This is a genomic window from Thiorhodococcus drewsii AZ1 (assembly GCF_000224065.1).
Classification (GTDB): Bacteria; Pseudomonadota; Gammaproteobacteria; order Chromatiales; family Chromatiaceae; genus Imhoffiella; species Imhoffiella drewsii.
In genome coordinates this window covers 186,099-207,296 of record NZ_AFWT01000003.1, presented here as the reverse complement: position 1 = coordinate 207,296, position 21,198 = coordinate 186,099, and the positions used below count along the sequence as shown (strand labels likewise).

At 64.1% G+C, this 21,198-nt stretch carries 16 protein-coding genes; 7 read left to right on the top strand and 9 right to left on the bottom strand.

The window, feature by feature from the left end; translation table 11 throughout:
* Window positions 1-27 precede the first annotated feature (27 nt).
* The 3 genes from THIDRDRAFT_RS03245 to THIDRDRAFT_RS03235 form a co-directional block, all read right to left on the bottom strand.
* Window positions 28-2,367 carry an ATP-binding protein gene (locus THIDRDRAFT_RS03245; RefSeq protein ID WP_007039370.1) on the bottom strand — a complete coding sequence of 780 codons (2,340 nt, stop codon included), beginning with the start codon at window positions 2,365-2,367 and terminating at the stop codon, window positions 28-30.
* The gene (locus THIDRDRAFT_RS03240; protein ID WP_007039369.1) at window positions 2,364-2,999 is read right to left on the bottom strand and encodes a TOL_0243 family YfiR-like periplasmic protein; all 636 of its coding nucleotides are present in this window, start codon (window positions 2,997-2,999) and stop codon (window positions 2,364-2,366) included. Before THIDRDRAFT_RS03240 ends, THIDRDRAFT_RS03245 begins: the two co-directional genes overlap by 4 nt.
* A 98-nt stretch (window positions 3,000-3,097) precedes the next feature.
* Window positions 3,098-5,089, bottom strand: coding sequence for a TOL_0244 family TonB-dependent receptor (locus THIDRDRAFT_RS03235; protein WP_007039368.1), 1,992 nt, complete (start codon window positions 5,087-5,089; stop codon window positions 3,098-3,100).
* A 128-nt stretch (window positions 5,090-5,217) separates the two neighbouring features.
* Here THIDRDRAFT_RS03235 and THIDRDRAFT_RS03230 point away from each other — a divergent pair, with 128 nt between their 5' ends.
* Window positions 5,218-5,829 carry a GNAT family N-acetyltransferase gene (locus tag THIDRDRAFT_RS03230; protein WP_007039367.1) on the top strand — a complete coding sequence of 204 codons (612 nt, stop codon included), beginning with the start codon at window positions 5,218-5,220 and terminating at the stop codon, window positions 5,827-5,829.
* Between the two features lie 41 nt (window positions 5,830-5,870).
* A complete protein-coding gene (locus THIDRDRAFT_RS03225; RefSeq protein WP_007039366.1) occupies window positions 5,871-6,221 on the top strand; it encodes a hypothetical protein in 351 nt (116 codons plus the stop codon).
* Between the two features lie 51 nt (window positions 6,222-6,272).
* Here THIDRDRAFT_RS03225 and THIDRDRAFT_RS03220 read toward each other — a convergent pair whose 3' ends face one another.
* The gene (locus THIDRDRAFT_RS03220; protein WP_007039365.1) at window positions 6,273-7,757 is read right to left on the bottom strand and encodes a helicase HerA-like domain-containing protein; all 1,485 of its coding nucleotides are present in this window, start codon (window positions 7,755-7,757) and stop codon (window positions 6,273-6,275) included.
* Window positions 7,758-7,924: 167 nt separating this feature from the next.
* On the opposite strand from THIDRDRAFT_RS03220, the gene THIDRDRAFT_RS03215 reads away from it, so the two are divergent.
* Together THIDRDRAFT_RS03215 and THIDRDRAFT_RS03210 are read left to right on the top strand one after the other, a co-directional pair.
* A complete protein-coding gene (locus THIDRDRAFT_RS03215; RefSeq protein WP_007039364.1) occupies window positions 7,925-8,377 on the top strand; it encodes a rhodanese-like domain-containing protein in 453 nt (150 codons plus the stop codon).
* A 125-nt stretch (window positions 8,378-8,502) separates the two neighbouring features.
* Complete coding sequence (locus THIDRDRAFT_RS03210) at window positions 8,503-9,066, top strand: peptidylprolyl isomerase (protein WP_007039363.1); 564 nt, start codon at window positions 8,503-8,505, stop codon at window positions 9,064-9,066.
* Window positions 9,067-9,197: 131 nt separating this feature from the next.
* Here THIDRDRAFT_RS03210 and THIDRDRAFT_RS03205 read toward each other — a convergent pair whose 3' ends face one another.
* Together THIDRDRAFT_RS03205 and THIDRDRAFT_RS03200 are read right to left on the bottom strand one after the other, a co-directional pair.
* Window positions 9,198-10,130 carry a DNA ligase gene (locus tag THIDRDRAFT_RS03205; protein WP_007039362.1) on the bottom strand — a complete coding sequence of 311 codons (933 nt, stop codon included), beginning with the start codon at window positions 10,128-10,130 and terminating at the stop codon, window positions 9,198-9,200.
* Window positions 10,131-10,543: 413 nt separating this feature from the next.
* A complete protein-coding gene (locus THIDRDRAFT_RS03200; RefSeq protein ID WP_007039361.1) occupies window positions 10,544-11,140 on the bottom strand; it encodes a cell wall hydrolase in 597 nt (198 codons plus the stop codon).
* Between the two features lie 239 nt (window positions 11,141-11,379).
* On the opposite strand from THIDRDRAFT_RS03200, the gene THIDRDRAFT_RS03195 reads away from it, so the two are divergent.
* From THIDRDRAFT_RS03195 to THIDRDRAFT_RS03185, 3 genes are all read left to right on the top strand, one after another.
* Window positions 11,380-12,552 (top strand): ATP-binding protein, encoded by a 1,173-nt coding sequence (locus tag THIDRDRAFT_RS03195; RefSeq protein ID WP_007039360.1) that lies wholly within the window; start codon window positions 11,380-11,382, stop codon window positions 12,550-12,552.
* Window positions 12,549-15,713, top strand: coding sequence for a tetratricopeptide repeat protein (locus THIDRDRAFT_RS03190; protein ID WP_007039359.1), 3,165 nt, complete (start codon window positions 12,549-12,551; stop codon window positions 15,711-15,713). The genes THIDRDRAFT_RS03195 and THIDRDRAFT_RS03190 overlap by 4 nt, the downstream gene beginning before the upstream one ends.
* 333 nt (window positions 15,714-16,046) lie before the next feature.
* Entirely contained in the window at window positions 16,047-19,097 is a 3,051-nt protein-coding gene (locus tag THIDRDRAFT_RS03185) for a cytochrome P460 family protein (RefSeq protein ID WP_007039358.1), read from the top strand.
* Here THIDRDRAFT_RS03185 and THIDRDRAFT_RS03180 read toward each other — a convergent pair.
* From THIDRDRAFT_RS03180 to THIDRDRAFT_RS24365, 3 genes are all read right to left on the bottom strand, one after another.
* Window positions 19,086-19,328, bottom strand: a complete 243-nt coding sequence (locus THIDRDRAFT_RS03180) for a DUF2239 family protein (protein ID WP_281054755.1) — start codon at window positions 19,326-19,328, stop codon at window positions 19,086-19,088. The genes THIDRDRAFT_RS03185 and THIDRDRAFT_RS03180 overlap by 12 nt on opposite strands.
* Before the next feature lie 18 nt (window positions 19,329-19,346).
* Window positions 19,347-20,503, bottom strand: a protein-coding gene (locus THIDRDRAFT_RS03175) for an IS3 family transposase (protein ID WP_086009918.1) whose coding sequence is annotated in 2 segments (ribosomal slippage) — window positions 19,347-20,248 and window positions 20,248-20,503 — 1,158 coding nt in all. Because the reading frame shifts where the segments join, the coding sequence is not laid out codon by codon here.
* Window positions 20,457-20,993 (bottom strand): DUF2239 family protein, encoded by a 537-nt coding sequence (locus THIDRDRAFT_RS24365; protein ID WP_007039354.1) that lies wholly within the window; start codon window positions 20,991-20,993, stop codon window positions 20,457-20,459. Before THIDRDRAFT_RS24365 ends, THIDRDRAFT_RS03175 begins: the two co-directional genes overlap by 47 nt.
* Window positions 20,994-21,198: the final 205 nt, after the last annotated feature.

Genomic DNA, 21,198 nt, shown 5'->3' with positions numbered 1-21,198 from the left:
ATAAGGTGCCGCTAGAGTACGAAGCCATCATCCGGATACCGTCCAGCGCCGCAACACCTCGGCCAAATCGGCCAGTTTGAACGGCTTGACCAGATAGTCGTCCATGCCGGCGGCCAGCGCCCGCTCGCGATCGCCCTCCATCGCATAGGCCGTCAGGGCGATCACGGGGAGATACTCCCCGCGTGCCTGCTCCCTCGAACGAAGCCGCCGGGTCGTTTCGTAACCGTCCATCAAGGGCATCTGACAATCCATGAGGACGAGGTCGTAATCCGAGCGCGCCAATTCGGCGAGAAGGGCCTGTCCGTCCGCGCACAACACCGCCTTGCAGCCCAACGCGTTCAGCATGCTCTCGATGACGTCCTGATTGACCGGATTGTCCTCCGCGACCAGAACCCGCAAGCCCAGACTCGGCTGCTCGCCCCCCGGCCGATCCAGTTCAGGAAACGCCTTGTCCTCGCCCAGAGGCGAGCCGTGTATGATAACACCTAAGGCCCGTGCCAAGGCTTGGCACTCCACAGGCTTCATCAGACATTCCAGCCCGTCCCAACCAGACGGCTTCGCGCCCGCCGATCTGTGCTCGCACAGCAGAACGGCCCCCATTGCCTGGTCGACCAGGTCGCGCAGCACCCGGCCGACGGGCAGATCCAGCGAGGGTAGCTGCGCCGCGTCGAGAACGAACAGAGAAAAACCGTTTCCACCGGCGGCCAGGGTAAGCGCCAGCTCCATCGCCTCGCCCAGATCGGGAACCTGCTGTACCTCGATACCCAAGGTAGCGCAATCGTCGATCAGCCGGGCCGAGCCTTCCCGATCGCCATCGATCAGCAGGACACGGAGTCCCTCCAGATTCAGAGTCTGATCGGACCACCCTGGACTCGCCTTCGACAGGGTCAACTCGATCTGGAACACGGAACCATGCCCGGGCAAGCTATCCAAGGTCAGCGTGCCATGCATGAGATCGACCAGTTGCTTGGTGATCGCCAGCCCGAGCCCGGTTCCGCCGTAGCGTCGTGATGTCGACGAATCGGCCTGACTGAAACGATCGAAGATCCGCGACTGCTCCTCGGGCGAGAGCCCGATGCCCGTATCCCTGACGGCGATACGGACCCGAACCTCGTGCTCGGTCTCCTCCAGACAGCTCAGGCTCAGCTGCACATAGCCCGTCTCGGTGAACTTGACCGCGTTCGAGACCAAATTCATCAGGATCTGGCGCAGACGACCGGGATCGCCCATGACTCGGCTCGAACAATGCGGCGAAATACGCGTCATCAGCTCCAGCCCCTTGCGGCGCGCCGTCTCGGAGAGGAGGTCCGAGGTCCGTCCCATGAGCGCATGCAGATCGAACTCGACGTGCTCCAGCTCCAGACGGCCGGCCTCGATCTTGGAAAAATCCAGGACATCGCTGATGATGCCGAGGAGCGATTCGGCCGAAACCTGGACGGTACGCACGAAGTGCCGTTGGCGCTCGTCCAATTGCGTTCCCCATAACAGCTCGGCCATACCGATGATGCCGTTCATGGGGGTGCGAATCTCATGGCTCATCGAGGCGAGGAACTGGGACTTCGCCAGACTGCCCGCCTCCGCCGCATCGCGCGCCTGGCGCAGATCCTCATCGCGCAACTGGATCTGCTCCAGCATCCCGTTGAAGGCACGAATCAGGGTGCCGAGTTCGTCCGCGCGACCGGCATCGAGCCGGATCGAGTAGTCACGCCTGGAGGCGAGATTCTCCATCGCGCCCGCCACCGCGTTGAGCGGCTTCGAGATCAGACGATGCAACCCCACCGCAAGCAGGAAGGCCAACAGGATTCCGCACAGAAACACCACCGAGGTCAACACAACCTGACAGAGGATGCGCTGGCGCAACTCGCCCGTGTCGTACTGCAGGTCCATCACACCAAGCGCTTTGCCCTTGACGGATACCAGAAGGCGGACATCCAGATAGTCATCGCGAAAGCGGGTCAACGGCTCTCCGGCCGATAGCCTACCGAGCGCCATGATCTCGGGATGCGCGGCCTCGTAGCGATCGATCCGATGCAGCCGCAACTCATGTCGTGCCTCTCGGCTCCGATAGCGGGCAAAGAGCTTGCCGTCGAATGTACGGATACGGATCTGCAACACATCGCGCTCGCTGCCCAGGGCATTGAAGACCTCCTCGGCCGCCTCCTCGTCCATGAAGGCCAGGGCTGCGGCCGTATTGATGCCCGCGACGCGAGCCAATGCCGTGACCCGTTCCGCCAGCCCCGAACGCATGCTGACGACGTCGGTGACCATGACCACCCCGGTCGAGAGCAACAGCACGGGCAGGACGACCAGCATCACCACCGAAACGACCTTCCAGCGCATGGAGAGATCGCGAAAAAACTGAATCATGGGGAAACACCTTCGCGGGTGCCGGAGACGAGAGTTGAAAGACGCAGAAGCTTCGAGCTGATGCGGATACCGACGCGCTCGGCCGCATCCCGATCGATGATCGTCCTCAGACGCTGGCCGCGACGCACCAGACCGATCATGCCGCCTTCGCGAACGAACGCCTCCGACGCACCGATCGTGAGAACCGCCGTCCCCCGGACCGCTTTCAGGATCTGACGCGCACGCGTCTTGGCGCCATGTCCGATATAGAGCAGATGACAGCGACGCCAATCCAGCGGCTCGTTTGCCGATATGAGCCGCAAGGCCCGCCCACCGACATGCTCGTCGGCCAGCACCTCCTCCAGACTGGCGCGCAGCGCCTGAGACCCGACGACGCAATAGCGAATGGGGCTGGTCGAAGATTCGAACGCGGTGGGAGGCCAGTCGACGAAGACGGCGAAATTGAAGAGATAGACGGCGCGGACCTCAACCTCGGAGAAGCTCTCGGCGTGAGATCGGGCCAAGACAAGACAGAGAAGCACGAACGACGCACAGGACGCGAAGAGACGGAGTCCCCCCACCGACCGCCCCACGACGCCAGCACCGACCTTTGGCTCACGCGCGGAATTGCTTTCCAAAGGAACCTGTCTCATCGACTCTCCGTCGTCGACATTGCCCACAATCCTCTCCGCGCGATCCGTGCACAGACACGTGCGATCGAGCGACCGACCAATCGGCTAGCAGCCAATCCCTAAAAGAACCACTTGGCTTGTAGAAGCAGACTACGCTCCACCTGGGTATAGACCAAACCATCGGCCACGGAGCCGCCGCGGAAATTGGAAAGCTCCCCATGATGATCGTCACTCAGATTCCGTCCGATCAGACTCAATTCCATGTCCGGCGCCAATCGCCACCCTAAACGCACGTCGAGCCGAACGTAGGCATCGCTGGCAAAGTTCTCCACTCCATCGACAAAATAGAGGTTGGTATCGAACTCCCAATTCGATCCGATATCGACCCAGGAGCGCAGACTCAGCTGATGATGCGGGGCCGAATCGTAGATATCGATCGAGGCGATAGAGGCACTTTCATCGGAGTTCAGCTCCATCTGCAACCAGCTATAGGCCAGCTTCAAGCGCCAAGCGTGCGTCAGATCCCAGTTGCTCGCCAGTTCCACGCCATAGCCGATCCCGTCCCCACCGTTGTCGTAGGTGAGCACAAGCCCGCGCCCGACCATTTTATAGGTCTGAAGATGATCGTACTGATTGACGAACGCGGTCAGGTCGATCGAGAGATTCTCGCGCGGACGGGCGCGCAACCCGACCTCGTAGGCGGTTAGACGCTCCGACGTCAGCTCCGGGTTGCCCGAAATGACGATAGGGCCGGCCATGATGATGGAGTCGCTCTCGAAGCGCGAGCTGGTGCGCACCGCGCGCGAAACGGCGGCCCAGAGATTGGTGTCGGTCGCCATATTCCACAGCAGGCGTATATTCGGCTGCAACTCCCAATGGGTGTAGTCGTTGCGCTCGAGTTTGGTGCCAACGATCAGGTGCAACCGCCCATTGGCAAGCGAGAGATCGTCCTGAATGAAACCGCTCAGGATCGTATCCTGGCGGCGCGAGGGATCCAAACGGAGCGCCGAGCCAGGGCCGGTCGAGAGATCGTCGCGGGTCGTGCGATACCCCAATCCCCAAACCAGCAGATGCCGGCCCGCAAGGTTGATGTCCTGCTTGAGATCGATATCCAGGGTGTCTCGGATCTCGGTCAGGGTCCAGTTGGTGCGACGCGTCTGGTCATAGTAGATCTGCAGCGCCAAAGCCGAATCCATGCCCTGCTGACGCGACCAGCGGCCCAGCAGATTGCCTCCGGAGATGTCCGCCTCGGCGCTGATCAGCCCGGATCGTCTGGCCAGGTTCGCCCCAGCATCGCCGTCGTAATAATCGCCCTGGAGGGTCAAAGTGTCCTCGGTCGAGAGATCCAGGTCGGCGCGAAACCCAAGCTGCCCGCCGCGCCAATCATCGCCGCCCTCCTCGCCCGAGCGGGTCACGCTACCATCGCGCTCGAAGCCCTTCGCATAGACACGCAGCGCCCCGCCATCACCGACCGGCAGACCATAACGGATGGCGCCGGAGGTACGCTCCTCGTTGCCCACCGCGAGCTCGAGCAGCCCCCCCTCCGTATCGTGCGCGGAGCGGGTAATGATATTGATGATGCCGTTGACCGCGTTGGCACCCCAGAGTGTTGCGCCCGGCCCTCGGATGACCTCGATACGCTCGATGTCATCGAGCAGGGTATCCTGCGCATCCCAGTAGACGCCCGAATAGAGCGGTGTATAGAGGGTCCGTCCATCCAACTGCACTAGCAACTTGCTCGCGTAACGCCCGTTGAAGCCGCGCGATGAGATGGCCCATTTGTTGGCGTCGATCTGAGCCACCTCGATCCCAGGCACCATGCGCAACAGCTCGGGGATACGGGTGGCTCCGGAACGGCGAATGTCCTCGGAGGAGATGACGAACAGGGCCGCTGCCGCATCCGCATACTTCTGTGGACGTCTGGAGACGGACGTCACCGAGACGTCGAGCAACTCCTGGATCTTCATCCCCTTGAGCCGCTGCAGCCGATCCGAGACCAAGAGGTCGTCACCCTGGGCTGGCAGCGCACCGAGACAGAATAGACAGACAAACGACCGGAGCAGACGCAAACGGGCGGTCTCGGAACGGGTGCGGGATAGGTCCAAGGTCATTGCGACTCCTGGCGTAACGGGGCGCGATCATTGAGCGGAAAAATGCCGGCTTGCATTCTAGCCCCAGGCTGGCGACCTTACGATACGTCCAGAACCCTCCGACCAAGCGATGCCCGAAAGGAGATGCCATGAACGCGCTGACCGTGGAACGCTATGTGGGAGACGCCATCGCACCCCATGTCCCGGCCCTCGCCGAGCTGAGGATCCGCGTCTTTCGCGAATGGCCCTATCTGTATGACGGCGACCTGCACTATGAGGCGCACTACCTGGAGACCTACAGCCGCTCCCCCGAAAGCCTTTTCGTCCTGGTCCTGGATGGCGAACGGGTCGTCGGTGCCTCCACCGGACTGCCCATGGCCGACGAGACCGAGGAGTTCAAACGCCCATTCCTGTCCCAGGGTTACGATCCGGAGCGGATCTTCTATTTCGGCGAATCCGTCCTGCTCCCCGAGTACCGAGGACGAGGACTCGGCGTGCGTTTCTTCACCGAGCGCGAGGACTATGCGCGCGGACTGAAGCGCTTTTCCCACGCGGCCTTCTGCGGTGTCCAGCGCCCGCTCGATCATCCGCGCCGCCCGGCCGATTACGTCCCGCTGGACGCATTCTGGACCCGCCGAGGCTACGTCAAGCATCCGGAACTGGAAACGACCTACACCTGGAAGGACCTCGACGACACCGAACAGAGCCCCAAGCCCATGACCTTCTGGCTCAAGAGCCTGGAACCACGCGAAGGGGCCTGACGCCAAGACCCTCAGATCCACGTCAAACGGAGAAAGACCCGATGCAAAGAGCAGATCTCAACCGCAACGCACGCCAACTCGGCGCCGGAGCCGTCGCACTCGTCATGCTGATCGCCGCCGGATGCGACCAAAGCGAACCGCCACCGCCAGCCGGCCCAGCCGAGCGTGCCGGCAAACAGATCGACGCCGCCATTCAGGAGGGCTCCGCCCGCGCCCAGAGCGCGCTCGATCAGGCCAACGACAACATGGAGAAGGCGGGCGCCTCGATCGACAACGCCGTCGACCGCGCGAAGGAAGGGCTGGCCAAGGCCGCCGACGCAGCCGCCGAGCGGCTCGAAGCCGCCAGCGAATCGCTGGACTCGAAACCCGCCTCGGAGGACGCATCCCAGTAGCGACGTTCCGCGTCCCCAAGTGCGCCTTGGGGACGCAGCCCGTCCGAACAGTCAGCGACGGCGCGTTCCGCCCCCCAGCAGGGACCCCATGATGCCGCGCACCAACTGGCGGCCGATCTGGGTGCCGAGCGAGCGCATCGCGCTGGTCGCAAAGGCCTCGATCGGACTCTGACGCGAACCTGAAGCTGATCTTGAGCGGCGCCTGGACGATGGGGCCTCGGGCTCCGATCCGCGCGAGGCGGCTGCCTCCTGCGCACGACGCTCCAGGATCTCGTAGGCCGATTCTCGATCGACCAAGGTGTCGTAGACGCCCGCAACCAGCGAGTCGCGCATCAGCGTCTCGCGCTCGGCCATGCTGATCGGCCCGAGCTGGCTCCTCGGCGGGGCGATATCGACCCGACGCACCATACCCGGCACGCCGTCCTCGTCCAGCGTCGAAACCAGCGCCTCCCCGACCCCGAGCGCAGTGATGACCGCCTCGGTGTCCAGCTGCGGATTCTCACGAAAGGTCTGGGCTGCGGCCCGAACCGCCTTCTGATCCTTCGGGGTATAGGCACGCAATGCGTGCTGCACCCGATTGCCGAGCTGGCCCAGTACGTCTTCCGGGATGTCGAGCGGATTCTGGGTGACGAAATAGACGCCGACACCCTTGGACCGGATCAGACGCACCACCTTCTCGATCGTGTCGAGCAGGACCTTGGGCGCATCGTCGAACAGCAGATGCGCCTCGTCGAAGAAGAGCACCATGCGCGGCCGCTCCCTATCGCCAACCTCGGGCAGCTCCTCGAAGAGTTCGGACAGCAGCCACAGCAGGAAGGTGGAGTAGAGCGCAGGCGTATGGATCAGCTTCTCGGCGACCAGGACGTTGATATAGCCGCGCCCCTGCACGTCGGTCTGCATCATGTCCTGCAGGGCCAGAGCCGGCTCGCCGAACAGACGCTCACCGTCCTGCCGCTCCAGTGCGAGCAGACGACGCAGGATGGCACCGACGCTGGCCCTGGAGACGCTGCCGTAACGGGTCCGTAGACTGCCTGCATTGTCCGCAACGTGGGCCAACAGGGCGCGCAGATCCTTGAGATCGAGCAACAGCCAGCCGTTCTCGTCGGCAACCTGGAAGACGATGTTGATCACCCCCTCCTGCACCTCGTTGAGGTTGAGCAGGCGCGAGAGGAGCAGCGGCCCCAGCTCGCTGATGGTGGTACGCAGCGGATGCCCCTGCTCGCCGAAGATGTCCCAGAACATCACCGGATTGGCGGCATGGACGAAACCTTCGCGCGCTTCCAGGGTCAATTCGGCCACCCGCTGGGCGACACGCGGATTGTCGCCGCCTGGCTGGCCGATGCCGGCGAGATCGCCCTTCACGTCGGCCAGGAAGACCGGCACACCCATGCGGCTGAAGCCTTCGGCCAGACGTTGCAGCGTAACCGTCTTGCCGGTCCCTGTCGCCCCGGCCACAAGACCGTGCCGATTGGCCATGCGCCCGAGCATGGAGATCTCTTGAGAACCGCTCATGCCGATGAGAAAGACATTCGTCATTGACAGCACTCCGTGTAATTCGACGATCAGTCGCTCGGCGATGACAACATCAACGAGTATACCCATTGCATTCGGCACGCCCGTGCCAAATCATCTGCGCCGAGCCATTCTCTGGCCCGCGCCGGCACAACCCGACATCGGCCACATCACCCTTCAGGAAGAGACGCATGATCAAGCTGTATCGATCCATTCCTTCACTCGCCACCATCCTCGGCGTCGCCCTACTCGTCATCGGCTGCTCGCAGGCTGCGGGGCCGCAACTCTCGCCGCCCGAGGCGCTCGACATGACCAACAAGGGCGAACTCACGCTCATCGACGTCCGCACCCCCATGGAATGGCGCCAGACCGGCGTCGCCCCCATGGCCCATCGTATCGACATGCATAACCCCAAGGGACCGGACGGGTTCGCCCAAGCGGTTCTGCAGACGGTGGACGGCGACCGCTCGGCGCCCATCGGACTCATCTGCCGCACAGGAAACCGCAGCCGACACATGCAGCAGGAGCTGATCTCGCGCGGATTCACCCATGTCTACGACGTCAAGGAAGGCATGATGGGCAATTCGAACGGTCCGGGCTGGGTCCGTCTCGGTCTGCCCGTGAAGCCCTGCCCCGACTGCTGAGGCCAACAAGGGGATGATTGTCGCCATCGCCCGCTATCTCGCTCCATTCGCGCCCCATCGCACTCACTGTGGTGAGGGTGCTCGCCGCAACACACATCCATCACATATCACCGAGGAATAGAGAGATGACCAAGGTAACTACACTCTGCGCCAGTCTGATCCTGGCCGCGACCGCCACCTCCGCCATGGCGGCCAACCCCAAGGTCGCGATGGACGTCAGCATCGACGGCCAGCCGGCCGGCACCATCACCCTGGAACTGTTCGCAGACAAGGCGCCCAAGACCGCCGAGAACTTCCGCGCACTCTGCACTGGGGAAAAAGGCGACGGCCTCGATTTCGCCGGAAGCCCCTTCCACCGCATCATTCCGGGATTCATGGTCCAGGGCGGCGACATCACCAACGGCAACGGCACCGGCGGCAAATCCATCTACGGCGCACGTTTCGCGGATGAAAACTTCGACCTCGACTTCACCGGACCGGGCCAGCTCGCCATGGCCAACGCCGGTCCCGACACCAACGGCTCGCAGTTCTTCATCACCCTGGCCGCGACCCCCTGGCTTAACGGCCATCACGTGGTGTTCGGTCAGATGGTCGACGGCATGCCGGTCCTGCGCGCCATGGAGGAGCAGGGAACGCGCTCGGGTCGTCCAAAGACCGACGTCACCCTGACCGACTGCCGCCAGCTCTGAGGAACCTCACCGGATTCCGCTTTCGCCGCATCCGGGCTACGAGCCGTAGCCTGGATGCAGCGCAGCGAAACCGAGAGCACCATCCCGCCTCGGTCCCCCAGATGAGACGTTGCGCCCTCCCGGCGGGGTCTTCACTCCGGATCGCAACGGCGCAGATAGCTGGCGAAGCGTGGCAACCCGCTGCTCGTATGGCCCCGATAGCGAAAGGTCACGCAGCTTCCAAGCGGCGGCGGATCGTCCCGCTCGGCATCCGAGAACCCGGTTCCGATCCGAAATCGTCGTCCCTGTCGATCCTCGACCAGCAGCGAGCCCAGCATTCCCTCGTACTTACCCCGTCCCGGAAGCTGTCCGAGGACAATGGCCTCGTCATCCAGATAGGGCTTGAGCTTGAGCAGGCCGGAGGTGCGCCCCTCGCGGTAGAAGGCATCCTCGCGATGCAGCATCAACCCCTCGCCGCCCGCCGCAACCAATGACGCAAGATGCGTCATGAGCGCCTCATGATCGGACACGCGGAACTGATCGACCCCGAACAGATAGGGGGCATCCGATGTGCCGACCAGGGACCGCAGTCGTGTCAAACGGCTCCCGAAAGGCTCGCCCGAGGTCGGCAGATCGAAGGCCATGAAGCGCACCTCGCGCCAGGCGGCCTCATCCGGTTGCTGATGACGGACGGTCCCGGACAGACGCGCAAAGTCACCCCGACGCATCCAAAGCTCGCCATCCAGCGCAACTGAGGGAAAACCGGCCGTGAACCAGTCCGGCGCATGGATTTCATGTCCTCCACGACTGACGAGACGCGATCCGTCCCAATAGGCGCGCACGCCGTCGAGCTTCTCGCTGACCCAATAGCGCGAGAGATCGACGCCCTCAGCATAGACCTCGGCCAGTTGCAGCGGCGGCCTGAGTACCGCGTCAGCCGTCTTCGGATGCGCAAGTGACAGGGATATGGATTCAGCGTCCGCCGCTCCAAACCCTGTCGGCGCCTCAACCGCCCGCGCCGTATCGAGCGCCAGCAGAAACGCGACCAGCGAGATCGCCGACGATATCCCCGTTGCATAGCCCATGATGGCACTCCCGGATGTCGATGCTCGGATGGACTCAAACTATCCAATTGCATCGCACCAGGCAATCAATCGTGTACGACGGAGCGATGGCAATCCAGGCCGCCGAACACACCGCCCGGACTCCTCGATCGCCCTTCCCGGATCACCGGCTCACTTCCAGGGCGCCCCGTTCAAGCGGACGGTGGTCTAGTACTCGATACGGATGGCGGTTGCCTACCGGCGATCGGCCAAGGAGGCCGCATTGAACGGGCGAGGGATTCCGACAAAGAAACTGGAGGAAATGGTGGGGATGATAGGGATGCAGCGAACGGTAATCGTGGTGAATACCGTCCATCCGAACCGAGTGGCGCGATCGCCAAAGAAAGGATTCTAAGGCGACCTAATGCTCGAAGTCGCCTTCCTTGGGCTGCGATCTAGATCGCGGTCGGACGGTAGAACAGATGGCTGCCAATCTGTGTCGTGCGGCGGTAAGCACGCGACCAAGAGGGTTTGCAGTAGGTTGCATGGTAGTAGAGGGCACCACGGGTCGGATCGGGGACCGCATCGTCTAGAACCTTGCGCGCGATCTCCATAGCCCGCTGCCAAGCCCGTGCGTTCTTGGGGCGATCCGATCGACCGTCGCACCACCAAGAGAACTGGCAGCGGTTACGCTTTGTTCCGCCTTGCTGGACGACGGCGCAAATGGATCCGGGAAACGCCTTGGATCTGACGCGATTCAAGGTCACTCTGGCAACCGCGATCTGGCCAGATTCCGGCTCCGAGCGAGCCTCGTGGTAGATATTCAGAGCCAAGCAGCGAAGATCCGCGTCCTCTTTCTCCTCTTTTTTCTCCTCTTTCGACGAGACCGCAACCTGCTCGACGTGCTCTACGCGCTCGTCGGCCACCGGTTCAGCGCCTTTGACAGCGGGCGTCACGGCAACAGCCCCCAGCTCGCAATGCTCGATGGACGACGAGGCCAGTAGACAGGGGAAGATCAAGGCGGGCAAGGCCGCGACAGTCAGTACTTGCATGTATTTGGGGTCTCAATGAACTAGGCATGCAGAAACGCATTTCCTGCATAGTATAGCAATACCCCTAATAGGGAAATCCCTAACGCGCGAGGCTGTGTGCTCGCGCACACATTGCGTAACACAGATTGCTGGCTATGGAGAGTGAGCGCGAGCTGCCCCTGCCTCTAGAGATTACATCAAAATTGCATTACACTTTTTTCGATGTACATCATTTTTAATGTATAAGTCGAGGACAGGCCATGCGCACCGTGATCGGAAGCCCCGTCGAGGGTGATGACTTTTTCGACCGCGAGTCGGAGCGCCGACGCATGTGGCGCCGTTTGGAGACCGACAGTCTGTTGCTGCTCGCACCGCGACGGATCGGCAAGACCTCCTTGATGCGGGCACTGTGCGCCGAGGGCGCGGATCACGGCTTCCAGGCGGTGAGCCTCAGCTTCGCCGCCTGCTCCGACGAGATGCACTGCGTCCGGGAGCTTGCGAAGGCCATTGCGGGCGCCCGCGAACTGGACCTGTCCGCACTCCAGCAGGCACTCAAGGGTCTGTTGCCGGATCTGAAGTCACTGAAGCTGGGGCCACTGGGGATCGAACTCGCCACGGGTGAAAGTCCCGATTGGCGCGACCTCGGCGAGGCCCTGACCCGCTCCCTCGGCAGCCTCGACGGGCGCTGGCTGATCGCCGTCGACGAGGTGCCGGTCTTCCTGCTCCATCTGCTGAAGCAAGACGACGGGCTCGCCCGTGTCCGCGGCTTTCTCTACTGGCTGCGCACCCTGCGCCAGGATCACCATGCCCAGGTTCGGTGGATCCTGGCCGGCTCCATCGGGCTCGATACGGTCGCCGCCCGTCACGGACTCGGCGACACGGTCAACGACCTCAAGCCGATACCGCTCGGTGCCTTCGAGCCTGAAACCGCCGAGCGATTTCTCCAGGCGCTCGCCGAGAGCTATAAAGTGGATATGAGCGGCGAGGTCCGCAGCCACATCATCGCGCAGCTCGGCTGGCCGGTGCCCTACTACCTGCAAATCCTGTTCGGCGAACTCTACGACCGCGTCGAGGACGGCGAACGACTCGACAGCAATCTCGTAGACCAGGTCTTCGACGACCTGCTGAAACCGGCCCACAAGGGTTACTTCGACTACTGGCGCCAACGCCTCACCGAGGAACTGGGTCAACCCGACGACGGCCACGCGACCCACCTGCTCAGCCATTGCGCCCGCGACCCGAGCGGCGCCAGCCGCACGACCCTGGAGCAGGCACTCGCCGAACGGATCGCGGAGCCCGACAGCCGCGAGACCTGTCTGCGCTATCTGCTCGACATCCTGGAGAGCGACGGCTATCTGGTCCAACTCGACGACCGCTGGCGCTTCCGCCTGGAGCTGTTGCGCCGCTACTGGCTGCAGCGGGTGGCGCCATGACCCGCAGCGAGCTGGACGAGGACCTGCACGGTGTCGCCGTCTACAACCCGGACCTCTTGAGCCGCGACGAACTCAAGCGCTACTTCGTCGGGCGTCTGCCACTCCTGGAGCGCATTCTCGCCGACCTGAGACGCGAGCGGCCCGGCCGTATCGGTCAGCACCGACTCTTACTCGGCCAGCGCGGCATGGGCAAGACCAGCCTGCTGCGGCGCATCGCCATCGCCGTCGAGGAGGATCCCGAGCTGGACGCCATCTGGCTGCCGCTGACCTTTCCGGAAGAGCAATACAATGTCGCCGATCCATCCGACCTCTGGCTCAACTGTCTGGACGCGATCGGCGACGCCCTGGAGCGGCGCGGCCGGACCGACGAGGCCGAGGCGCTGGATTCCCGCATCGAGTCGCTGCACGACGCCTCGCCGGAGACCGTCCTGAATGCACTGCTGGACCAGGCGCGCCAACTGGATCGGCGTCTGCTGCTGTTGCTCGACAACGTCGACCTGATCCTGGATCGACTGCGCGAGCATCACTGGGCGCTGCGCGAGGCCCTGCAGTCCTGCCCTGAGCTGCTGCTCTTCGGCGCCAGTGCCCGGGCGATCGAGGCCAGCTACCAATACGATGCCGCCTTCTACGACTTCTTCCGCATCGACGAGCTGAAGGGGCTCACCGAGGACGAGCTGCGCACCACCCTGATCCGGCTGGCCGAGGTCGGCGGTACGCCAGCCGTCGCCGAGTTGGTCGAGCGCGATCCGGCGCGGATCCAAACCCTGCATCTGCTCACCGGCGGCAATCCGCGCACCACGGTGCTGCTCTACGGCGTGCTCGCGCAGGGACCGGGCGGCGATGTGCGCTCGGACCTGGAGGGCCTGCTGGACCGCGTCACGCCCTTGTACAAGGCCCGCTTCGAAGAGCTACCCGAACGCGGTCAGCAGCTCGTGGACGCACTGGCCCTGCACTGGGACCCGGCCAGCGCCCGCCAGCTCGCCGACCGGCTCGGCTGGGGCGTCAACCTGGTTTCGGCCCAGCTCGACCGGCTCCAGGTCCAGGGTGTCGTCGAGAAGACCGCGCCATACCAGGGCAAGCGCGCCCTGTTCCAGCTCGCCGAGCGCTTCTTCAATATCTGGTACCTGATGCGCGCCAGCCGCCGCGTCCGCCGCCGCCTGGCCTGGCTGGTGCGCTTCCTGCGCATGTGGTTCAGCACACAGGAACTCGACGCCCATGCCCGCAGCCAGCTCGCGCGCCGACGCGCCAATGCCCGCGACGCCGAATACAGCCTGGCCCTGGCCCAATGCGTCGAGGACGCACCGCTGCGCTCCGCGCTGGAGAACCAGGGACTGCGCGCCTTGCTCGACGACGGCGAGACCCGTCGCCGTCTCGGCGAACTGCTGGACCTACGCGGCGAGGATGCCGCACTGGCCACCAAGGCCGAGCGTATGCGGGCGCTCGCCGAGATCCGGGAGCGGATGACTGCGGCGCTGGAGACCGCCGAGGTCGACATCGATCGAGAGGTCTTCTTGTTCCAGCTACTCGGTAGTTCGTCGTTCTCGCTCAGCGAGAAAAAGCAAATGACCCGAAACGCTGGTGGCTGGACACCGAATCAATGGCGAGAACTCAGCCGAAACCTCGATGAAGAACGACAGAAAGGACAGGCTGTTTTGCGCATTGACATGACGGCGCTCTATCAGGCTATCGGAGAAGGGGATATGGCCACCTTTGATGACATCGAAGGCGCAGCCGCAGCGGCGGAACGTCTAGGCACGAGCGATCAACTGGCCGTTGCCTGGATGTTCCATGCCAACCAGCACCCGGAGGAGAGCGAGCAGGCCTACCGCCGCGCCATCGAGATCGCCCCAGACTATGCGTACCCCTGGTACGGGCTCGGCAATCTGCTGACACAACACTTGGCCCGCTACGACGAGGCCGAGCAGGCCTTCCGTCGCGCCATCGAGATCGAACCAAACTTCGCGTACCCCTGGTACGGGCTCGGCAATCTGTTAACGAACCACTTGGCCCGCTACGACGAGGCCGAGCAGGCCTACCGCCGCGCTATCGAGATCGATCCGAACTTCGCGGACCCCTGGTACGGGCTCGGCAATCTGCTAAAGAACCACTTGGCTCGCTACGACGAGGCCGAGCAGGCCTACCGCCGCGCCATCGAGATCGATCCGAACAATGCGCCCCCCTGGAACGGGCTCGGCAATCTGCTGATACAACACTTGGCTCGCTACGACGAGGCCGAGCAAGCCTACCGCCGCGCCATCGAGATCGATCCGAACAATGCGGCCCCCTGGAACGGGCTCGGCAATCTGCTAAAGAACCACTTGGCTCGCTACGACGAGGCCGAGCAGGCCTACCGCCGCGCCATCGAGATCGATCCAAACAATGCGCCCCCCTGGTACGGGCTCGGCAATTTGCTGCAGGACCACTTCGCCCACTACGACGAGGCCGAGCAGGCCTACCGCTGCTCCATCGAGATCGATCCGGACTTCGCTCACCCCTGGAACGGGCTCGGCAATTTGCTGCAGGACCACTTGGCCCGCTACGACGAGGCCGAGCAGGCCTTCCGTCGCGCCATCGAGATCGATCCGGACTTCGCTCACCCCTGGAACGGGCTCGGCAATCTGCTAAAGAACCACTTGGCCCGCTACGACGAGGCCGAGCAGGCCTACCGCCGCGCCATCGAGATCGATCCGGACGAGCCAGCCTTCAGCAATGCACTCGCTTGGTTTTTGTACCAACAGGATCGGGATCTCCTAGAGGCACGCCGTCGTGCCGAGCGAGCGATCGAACTCGCGCCGGAAGACCTCTACAGCATCCATACACTCGCCACAATTCTCGTCAGTCTCGGCGACTGGCCGGCTGCGGCACCGCTGATCCAACGCCTCGTCGACGAGAGCAGCACAGCCTTCATCGAAGAGACCTGGGACGATGTCCTGACACTATTCCAAGAAGCCGTGCGGGCCGACCAAGCCGCCGCCGCGCGCGATCTGCTCGACGCCACGGAGGCCGGCGAACGGTGGCGGCCGCTGCGCGAGGCGCTGGCCGCCGCGGCCGAGGGTAGCGCAGACTATCTGCGCCTGGTGGCACCGGAGGTGCGCACGCCCGCGCGGGCGATCTTCGAGCGTCTGACTGCTGAACCGCACCCAGTGCGCAATGCGTCATGAGGTTTCCTTCGAGCGAACCTTCCGGGCTGCGTCGCTACACTCACCCTCATTTGACTGATTCGGACCCAATTCACGACGGCTCCCGCGCCCGATCGAGCACGGGCGCTTAAACGCCCGCCGCTCCCAAGCAATCAGCATCAACGCTGTGCATCCCACGGATTGATGACGGCCACGCCCGCAGCCTCGGGGAAGGTCACACCGCGCGTTGCCGCCATCATCCCACTGGCGACAATCCAGCCTCATCAGTGTCTACACTTGGCGAACAACCTGCTCGCCACCGGGCGTGCGCCGATATCGGATCCACCATCACGACGACGCCTACGGGAGGACAGCATGAACCGCCAGCCTACGCCCCACCAACGCGTCTCTCGACGGCTTCTCGCCCTTGCCCCCGCCCTGCTTGCACTCGCCATTCCAGGCGTCCGGGCCGACTGCCCGGCCGCTCAGCCGGAGCCGCTGCTGCCGAGCGATCCGGCGCTCTGTCGCACGCTGGCTCCGGTCGTGCGCGACCCGAGCGCCCTGCCGCTCGACCAGTACGAGGCGCGGCTCGCCGACTTCCTGTCCCACTGGTGTCACCACGACAGCGAGGCCGGCTGGGTGCGCGACAAGCGGGTGCGCGACACCGGCCCCTTCGTCGCCACGCGCGGGACTGGCGAGGATGGCCAATGGAGCGGCAGCGCCTACGGCACCCACGGCGCGGTGCTGATCTGGTACTCGCCCGAGATGGTCGAGTGGATGGAGCACCACCGACCGGCCGAACCCGGTGCGACAAGTCCGGCTGACGCCGAGCCGGTGCCCGATGGCGCCATCATGGTGAAGGAGATGTATCCCTCGCCCGCCGCGCGCTGCACCCAGGTGGAGCCCGAGCGATTGAAGCCGTCGAGCGGGGCGGCGGTGATGGTGCGCGACCGCCAGGCGGCCAAGGACGGCTGGTTCTGGGGTTGGTTCGGCTGGACGGGCTGGGACCCGGACTGGCCCGCAGGTCCGAGCAACCGGCTCGCCTACATGGGCTTCGGCCAGTACTGCATGAACTGTCACGCCTCGGCCGCCGACGACCTGACCTTCGCCGACCTGAAGAACGTCGAGGGCTTCGGCGGACAGCCCAACGTCTATCTGGTGCAGGACTGGTTCGAGCGCCAACGCGTGGTCCCCGCACACCATGAGCTGCTGACCGAGGACGCCGACGACTCGCTGCCGGTAGACCAGCCGCGCGAGACCAGCGATCCGGCGATCCTCGCCACGCTTCCGGGCGCCGCCGAAGGAGCGAACGGGGTCGCGCTCGCCCGCATCGATCTCAGCGCCATCGCCCTGCCCTCCCAGACCTACGACAACGTCTGGATGCCTGCCGACGGACCCGCCGTCCACAGCCAGTATCTGACCAGCGACCAGTGTCTGGGCTGCCACGATGCCGGAGGCACCGGCCTGCAATTCGACATGACCGCACCCGACCCGCACGGCGACGCACTGCTCAACCTCTCGCCCTACGCCACCTGGCGCAGTTCGCCGATGGGGCTCGCTGGACGCGACCCGGTGTTCTTCGCCCAGCTCGCGAGCGAGACCCAGCGCTTCCATCCCGACCAGTCCGATCTGGTGCAGACCACCTGTCTCGGCTGTCACGGCATCCTCGGTCAACGTCAGTGGCAGATCGACAATCTGCCGGAGGCGAACGGACAAGACGCCCAGGACGGGTGCGCGACCTTCGAGCGCGCTCTGGTCGACGCCGTGCCCTATCCGCCCGACGCCCCGAGCGCGGCCCACGCCAGCTATGGCGCGCTGGCACGCGACGGCATCTCCTGCATGGCCTGCCATCACATGGTATTGGGCCAGGCGGCCACCCGCACCTATGCCGGTCAACCGCAGAACCGCTGTGTCGAACGCCGCCAACAGCAGCTCAACCCGGACGCCACCGGCTTCGCCCGCACCTTCACCGGCAGCTTCCTGGTCGGTCCTCCAGACCGGCTCTACGGTCCCTTCGAAGACCCCAAACCGAAACCCATGCAGCATGCGCTCGGCATCACCCCGGAGCACAACGCCGCCATCCTGAGCTCGGAGGCCTGCGGCACCTGCCACACCGTCCATCTGCCGGTGCTGCGTCAGGGCGAGACGCTCGCCCACGTCTACGAGCAGACCACCTACCCCGAATGGGCCTTCAGCGCCTATCGCACCGGCGACAGCCCGGACGGTCCACTGCCTCGGGGCGCGGGCACGCGCGCCCAGTCCTGCCAGGGCTGTCACATGCCCTCGCGCGCGCCGGACGGCACGCCCTACCGCAGCAAAATCGCCGCGATCCAGGAGCTCGACGGCTTCCCCGCCACCGACAATACCCTACCCGCCGAGGCAATCGACCTGCCCGAGCGCGACGGCTTCGCCCGCCACACCCTGGTCGGACTCAACGTTTTTCTGGTCGAGATGTTCCAGCAATTTCCCGAACTGCTCGGGATGCGCACCCAGGATCCGATGATGGTCACCAAGGGTCTGGAACCCCTGCTGCGCACCGAGCGTGAGATGCTCGATCAGGGCGCGCACGCGACCGCAGCGATCCGCATCGAGGGCGCACCGCAGCTCGACGACAGCAAGCTCTCGGCTCAGGTACGCATCGAAAACCTGGCCGGACACAAGTTCCCGTCCGGGGTCGGGTTCCGTCGCGCCTTCGTCGCCTTCGAGGTGCTCGACGCCAGCGGCCAGGTGCTCTGGACCTCCGGGCGGACCAATGACGCGGGGCTCATCGTCGACGCCGAGGGCAAACCGATCGCCGGCGAGCTCTGGTGGCGCGACGACTGCTCCGCGCGCATCGACCCCGAAACCCGTGCCCACCAGCCGCACTATCAGCTGATCGAGGCGCAGGATCAGGCGCAGATCTACCAGGAGCTGGTCAGCACACCACCGGCACAGGGACCGGCGAGCTGCGGTCATGACGCCACGCCCGTGGGCGAGCTGACCACCAGCTTTCTCTCCATCTGCGCCGAGGTGAAAGACAACCGCATCCTGCCCCACGGCTATCTGGACCTGGCCGCGCGCACCGAGATCGCCCGCGCACTGGGCGCCGGCCCCGACCTCGCTGCAGACGCAGGCTCCACCGCCGTCGGCGACGACCCGGACTATGTCGAGGGCGGCGCCGACCGGCTCATCTATCGCATCGCACGCTCGGAGCTTCAGGGACAGCCCGCCTCGGTGCGCGCCACGCTCTACTACCAGGCGACTCCGCCCTTTTTCCTCCAGGACCGCTTCTGTACCGCCACCGGCAGCGACGCCGAGCGCCTGCGCTACCTTGCCGCCCATCTCGACCTCGACGGCAGCGCCGCCGAGGATTGGAAGCTCAAGCTGGTCTCCACCGAAGCGGTGGCAATCGAGGCGACTGAAGGCGCAACGATGTCAGCGCATTGAAGACGCATCGGCTGACGGGGCAAAGGCGAGCCGGGTCGCATAGTCGCGGACCGCCTCGGGCCAGTTGGCAATCTGGAGGTCGAAGCGGGAACGATCGTTCGCGAACAGGGCGCGTGTCGCTTCTTCGAACCCGGACAGATCGCCCGCCATCGCCGACATGAACTGATAGGCGGCCTCCTGTGCCGCCCTCATCTGTTGCCTGGCACCTACGGTGCGTCTTGTAGTGGTCAAGTCCCAGCGGACACTTTGTTAAGCTGCGTTCGCCTTTGCCTCGAACTCTGCTGGGCTGACATAGCCCAGATAGGAGTGGCGGCGCTGGCTGTTGTAGAACATTTCGATGTAGTCGATCACACACGCTCTCGCTTCATCGCGGGTGGCGAAGAGTCGCCGATCGGTGCGCTCACGTTTGAGGCTCCCGAAAAAGCGCTCCATCGGCGCATTGTCCCAACAATTGCCCTTGCGGCTCATCGATGGGGTCAGTCCATGCTCGCGCAACAGGTCCTGGTAAGCCTGACCGGCATACTGGCTGCCCCGGTCGGAATGGTGCATCAGCCCTGGCGGCGGGCGACGTCGGCCGAGCGCCATGCGCAGGGCATCGCAGACCAGCGGTGCTTGCATGCGCTCTGATAGCGCCCAACCCACGACACGCCGTGCGTAGAGGTCGATCACCACCGCGAGGTAGAGCCAGCCTTCGTTGGTCCAGAGATACGTGATGTCCGACGCCCAGACCCGGTTCGGGGCTCTCACCTCGAACTGTCGATCCAAGAGATTCTCAGCCACCGGCAACCGATGACGACTGTCGGTGGTGAGCTTGAAGCGACGCTTGCATCGCACCTCAATGCAGCCTTCCTGCATCAGACTGCGCGCCTGACAGCGCCCAACCGAGAATCCCTCGGCGCGCAGTTCCTGCGCCATACGTCGGCTGCCGTAGACGCCTCCAGTTCGCTCATGAATCGCTTTGACCCGCAACACCAGATCCTGCCTCTCTTTCCTACTGCCTTGTCGGCACCGCTCTTGATAGTCGTAGAAACCGCTGGCACTGACCTCCAGGATCCGGCACAGCACGCGGATCGGATAGCTGGCCTTCTGCGCCTTGATGAACTGAAATTTCAGCTCGACTCCTTGGCGAAGAAGGCCGCCGCTTTTTTTAGGATTTCGCGCTCCATGCGCAACTGCTTGACCTCAGCCCTCAGGCGCTTGAGTTCCTCGGCCTCCTCGCCCTTCAGGTGCCCAGCTCCGGCCGAGGATGAGACCTGCCCATACTGGATTCGCCAGCGCTCGATCTGACTGCGGTGCACGCCGAGACTACGGGCCACCTCCGCGACCCCGCGCCCTTGCTCCTCCACGAGCTTGACTGCTTCACGCTTGAAATCTTCTGTGTACTGACGTCTGCTTTGCTTCGCCATGCTTCACCTCGCTTTCGGTCGGCATTATGCCGCTTGGCAAGGTGTCCGTTTTCATTGAACCACTACATCTCGCCTCTTCCACCAGCTTGCGCAACGCCACCGAGGCACCACCTGGCTGTGCGGCCAGCCAGTCCCAATGGCGAGGCAACAAGGTGACTTCGCGTCCGACCACGCCCAGCTTCGGCCGCCCGCGTCCACGCGGTTTGGTCGCCGACGCTTCGGAGATGTCATTGGACGGCGTGCCCGAGGCGTTCGGTCGATCGGCCCCCGCGTGAGTCGCCTGCGACAATCTCGCGATGACGTCGGCCTCTGTGCCGCGCAGGTCCAGATCGACGACCCGACCGGTCGCATCGTCGAAGACCAGGACCGGCTCGGACGCACCGGATTCCGATAGATGCTTGACCGCAAGCGCGACCTCGATCAGCGGGCCGGACGCTAATAATCGAACGCCATCGAACGCAGTGCAGGGTTTGGAGAGAGAGTGAGCCATCGCGGCGACCTCGGCATGATGCCTGGAAAATGAATGTCTCAAGAATAATACCCGGGTTAAAATAGCAAATCAATATCACCAGGATAAAAATAACCCCGTGACCTGGCTCACACCGAATACGGCGCGGGATGCTCTTCCGCCCACGCGTATCCCTGATTCGTCCGACCCTCTTTTCGGCCACTGGTCGTGCCCGGCGGACGATCTC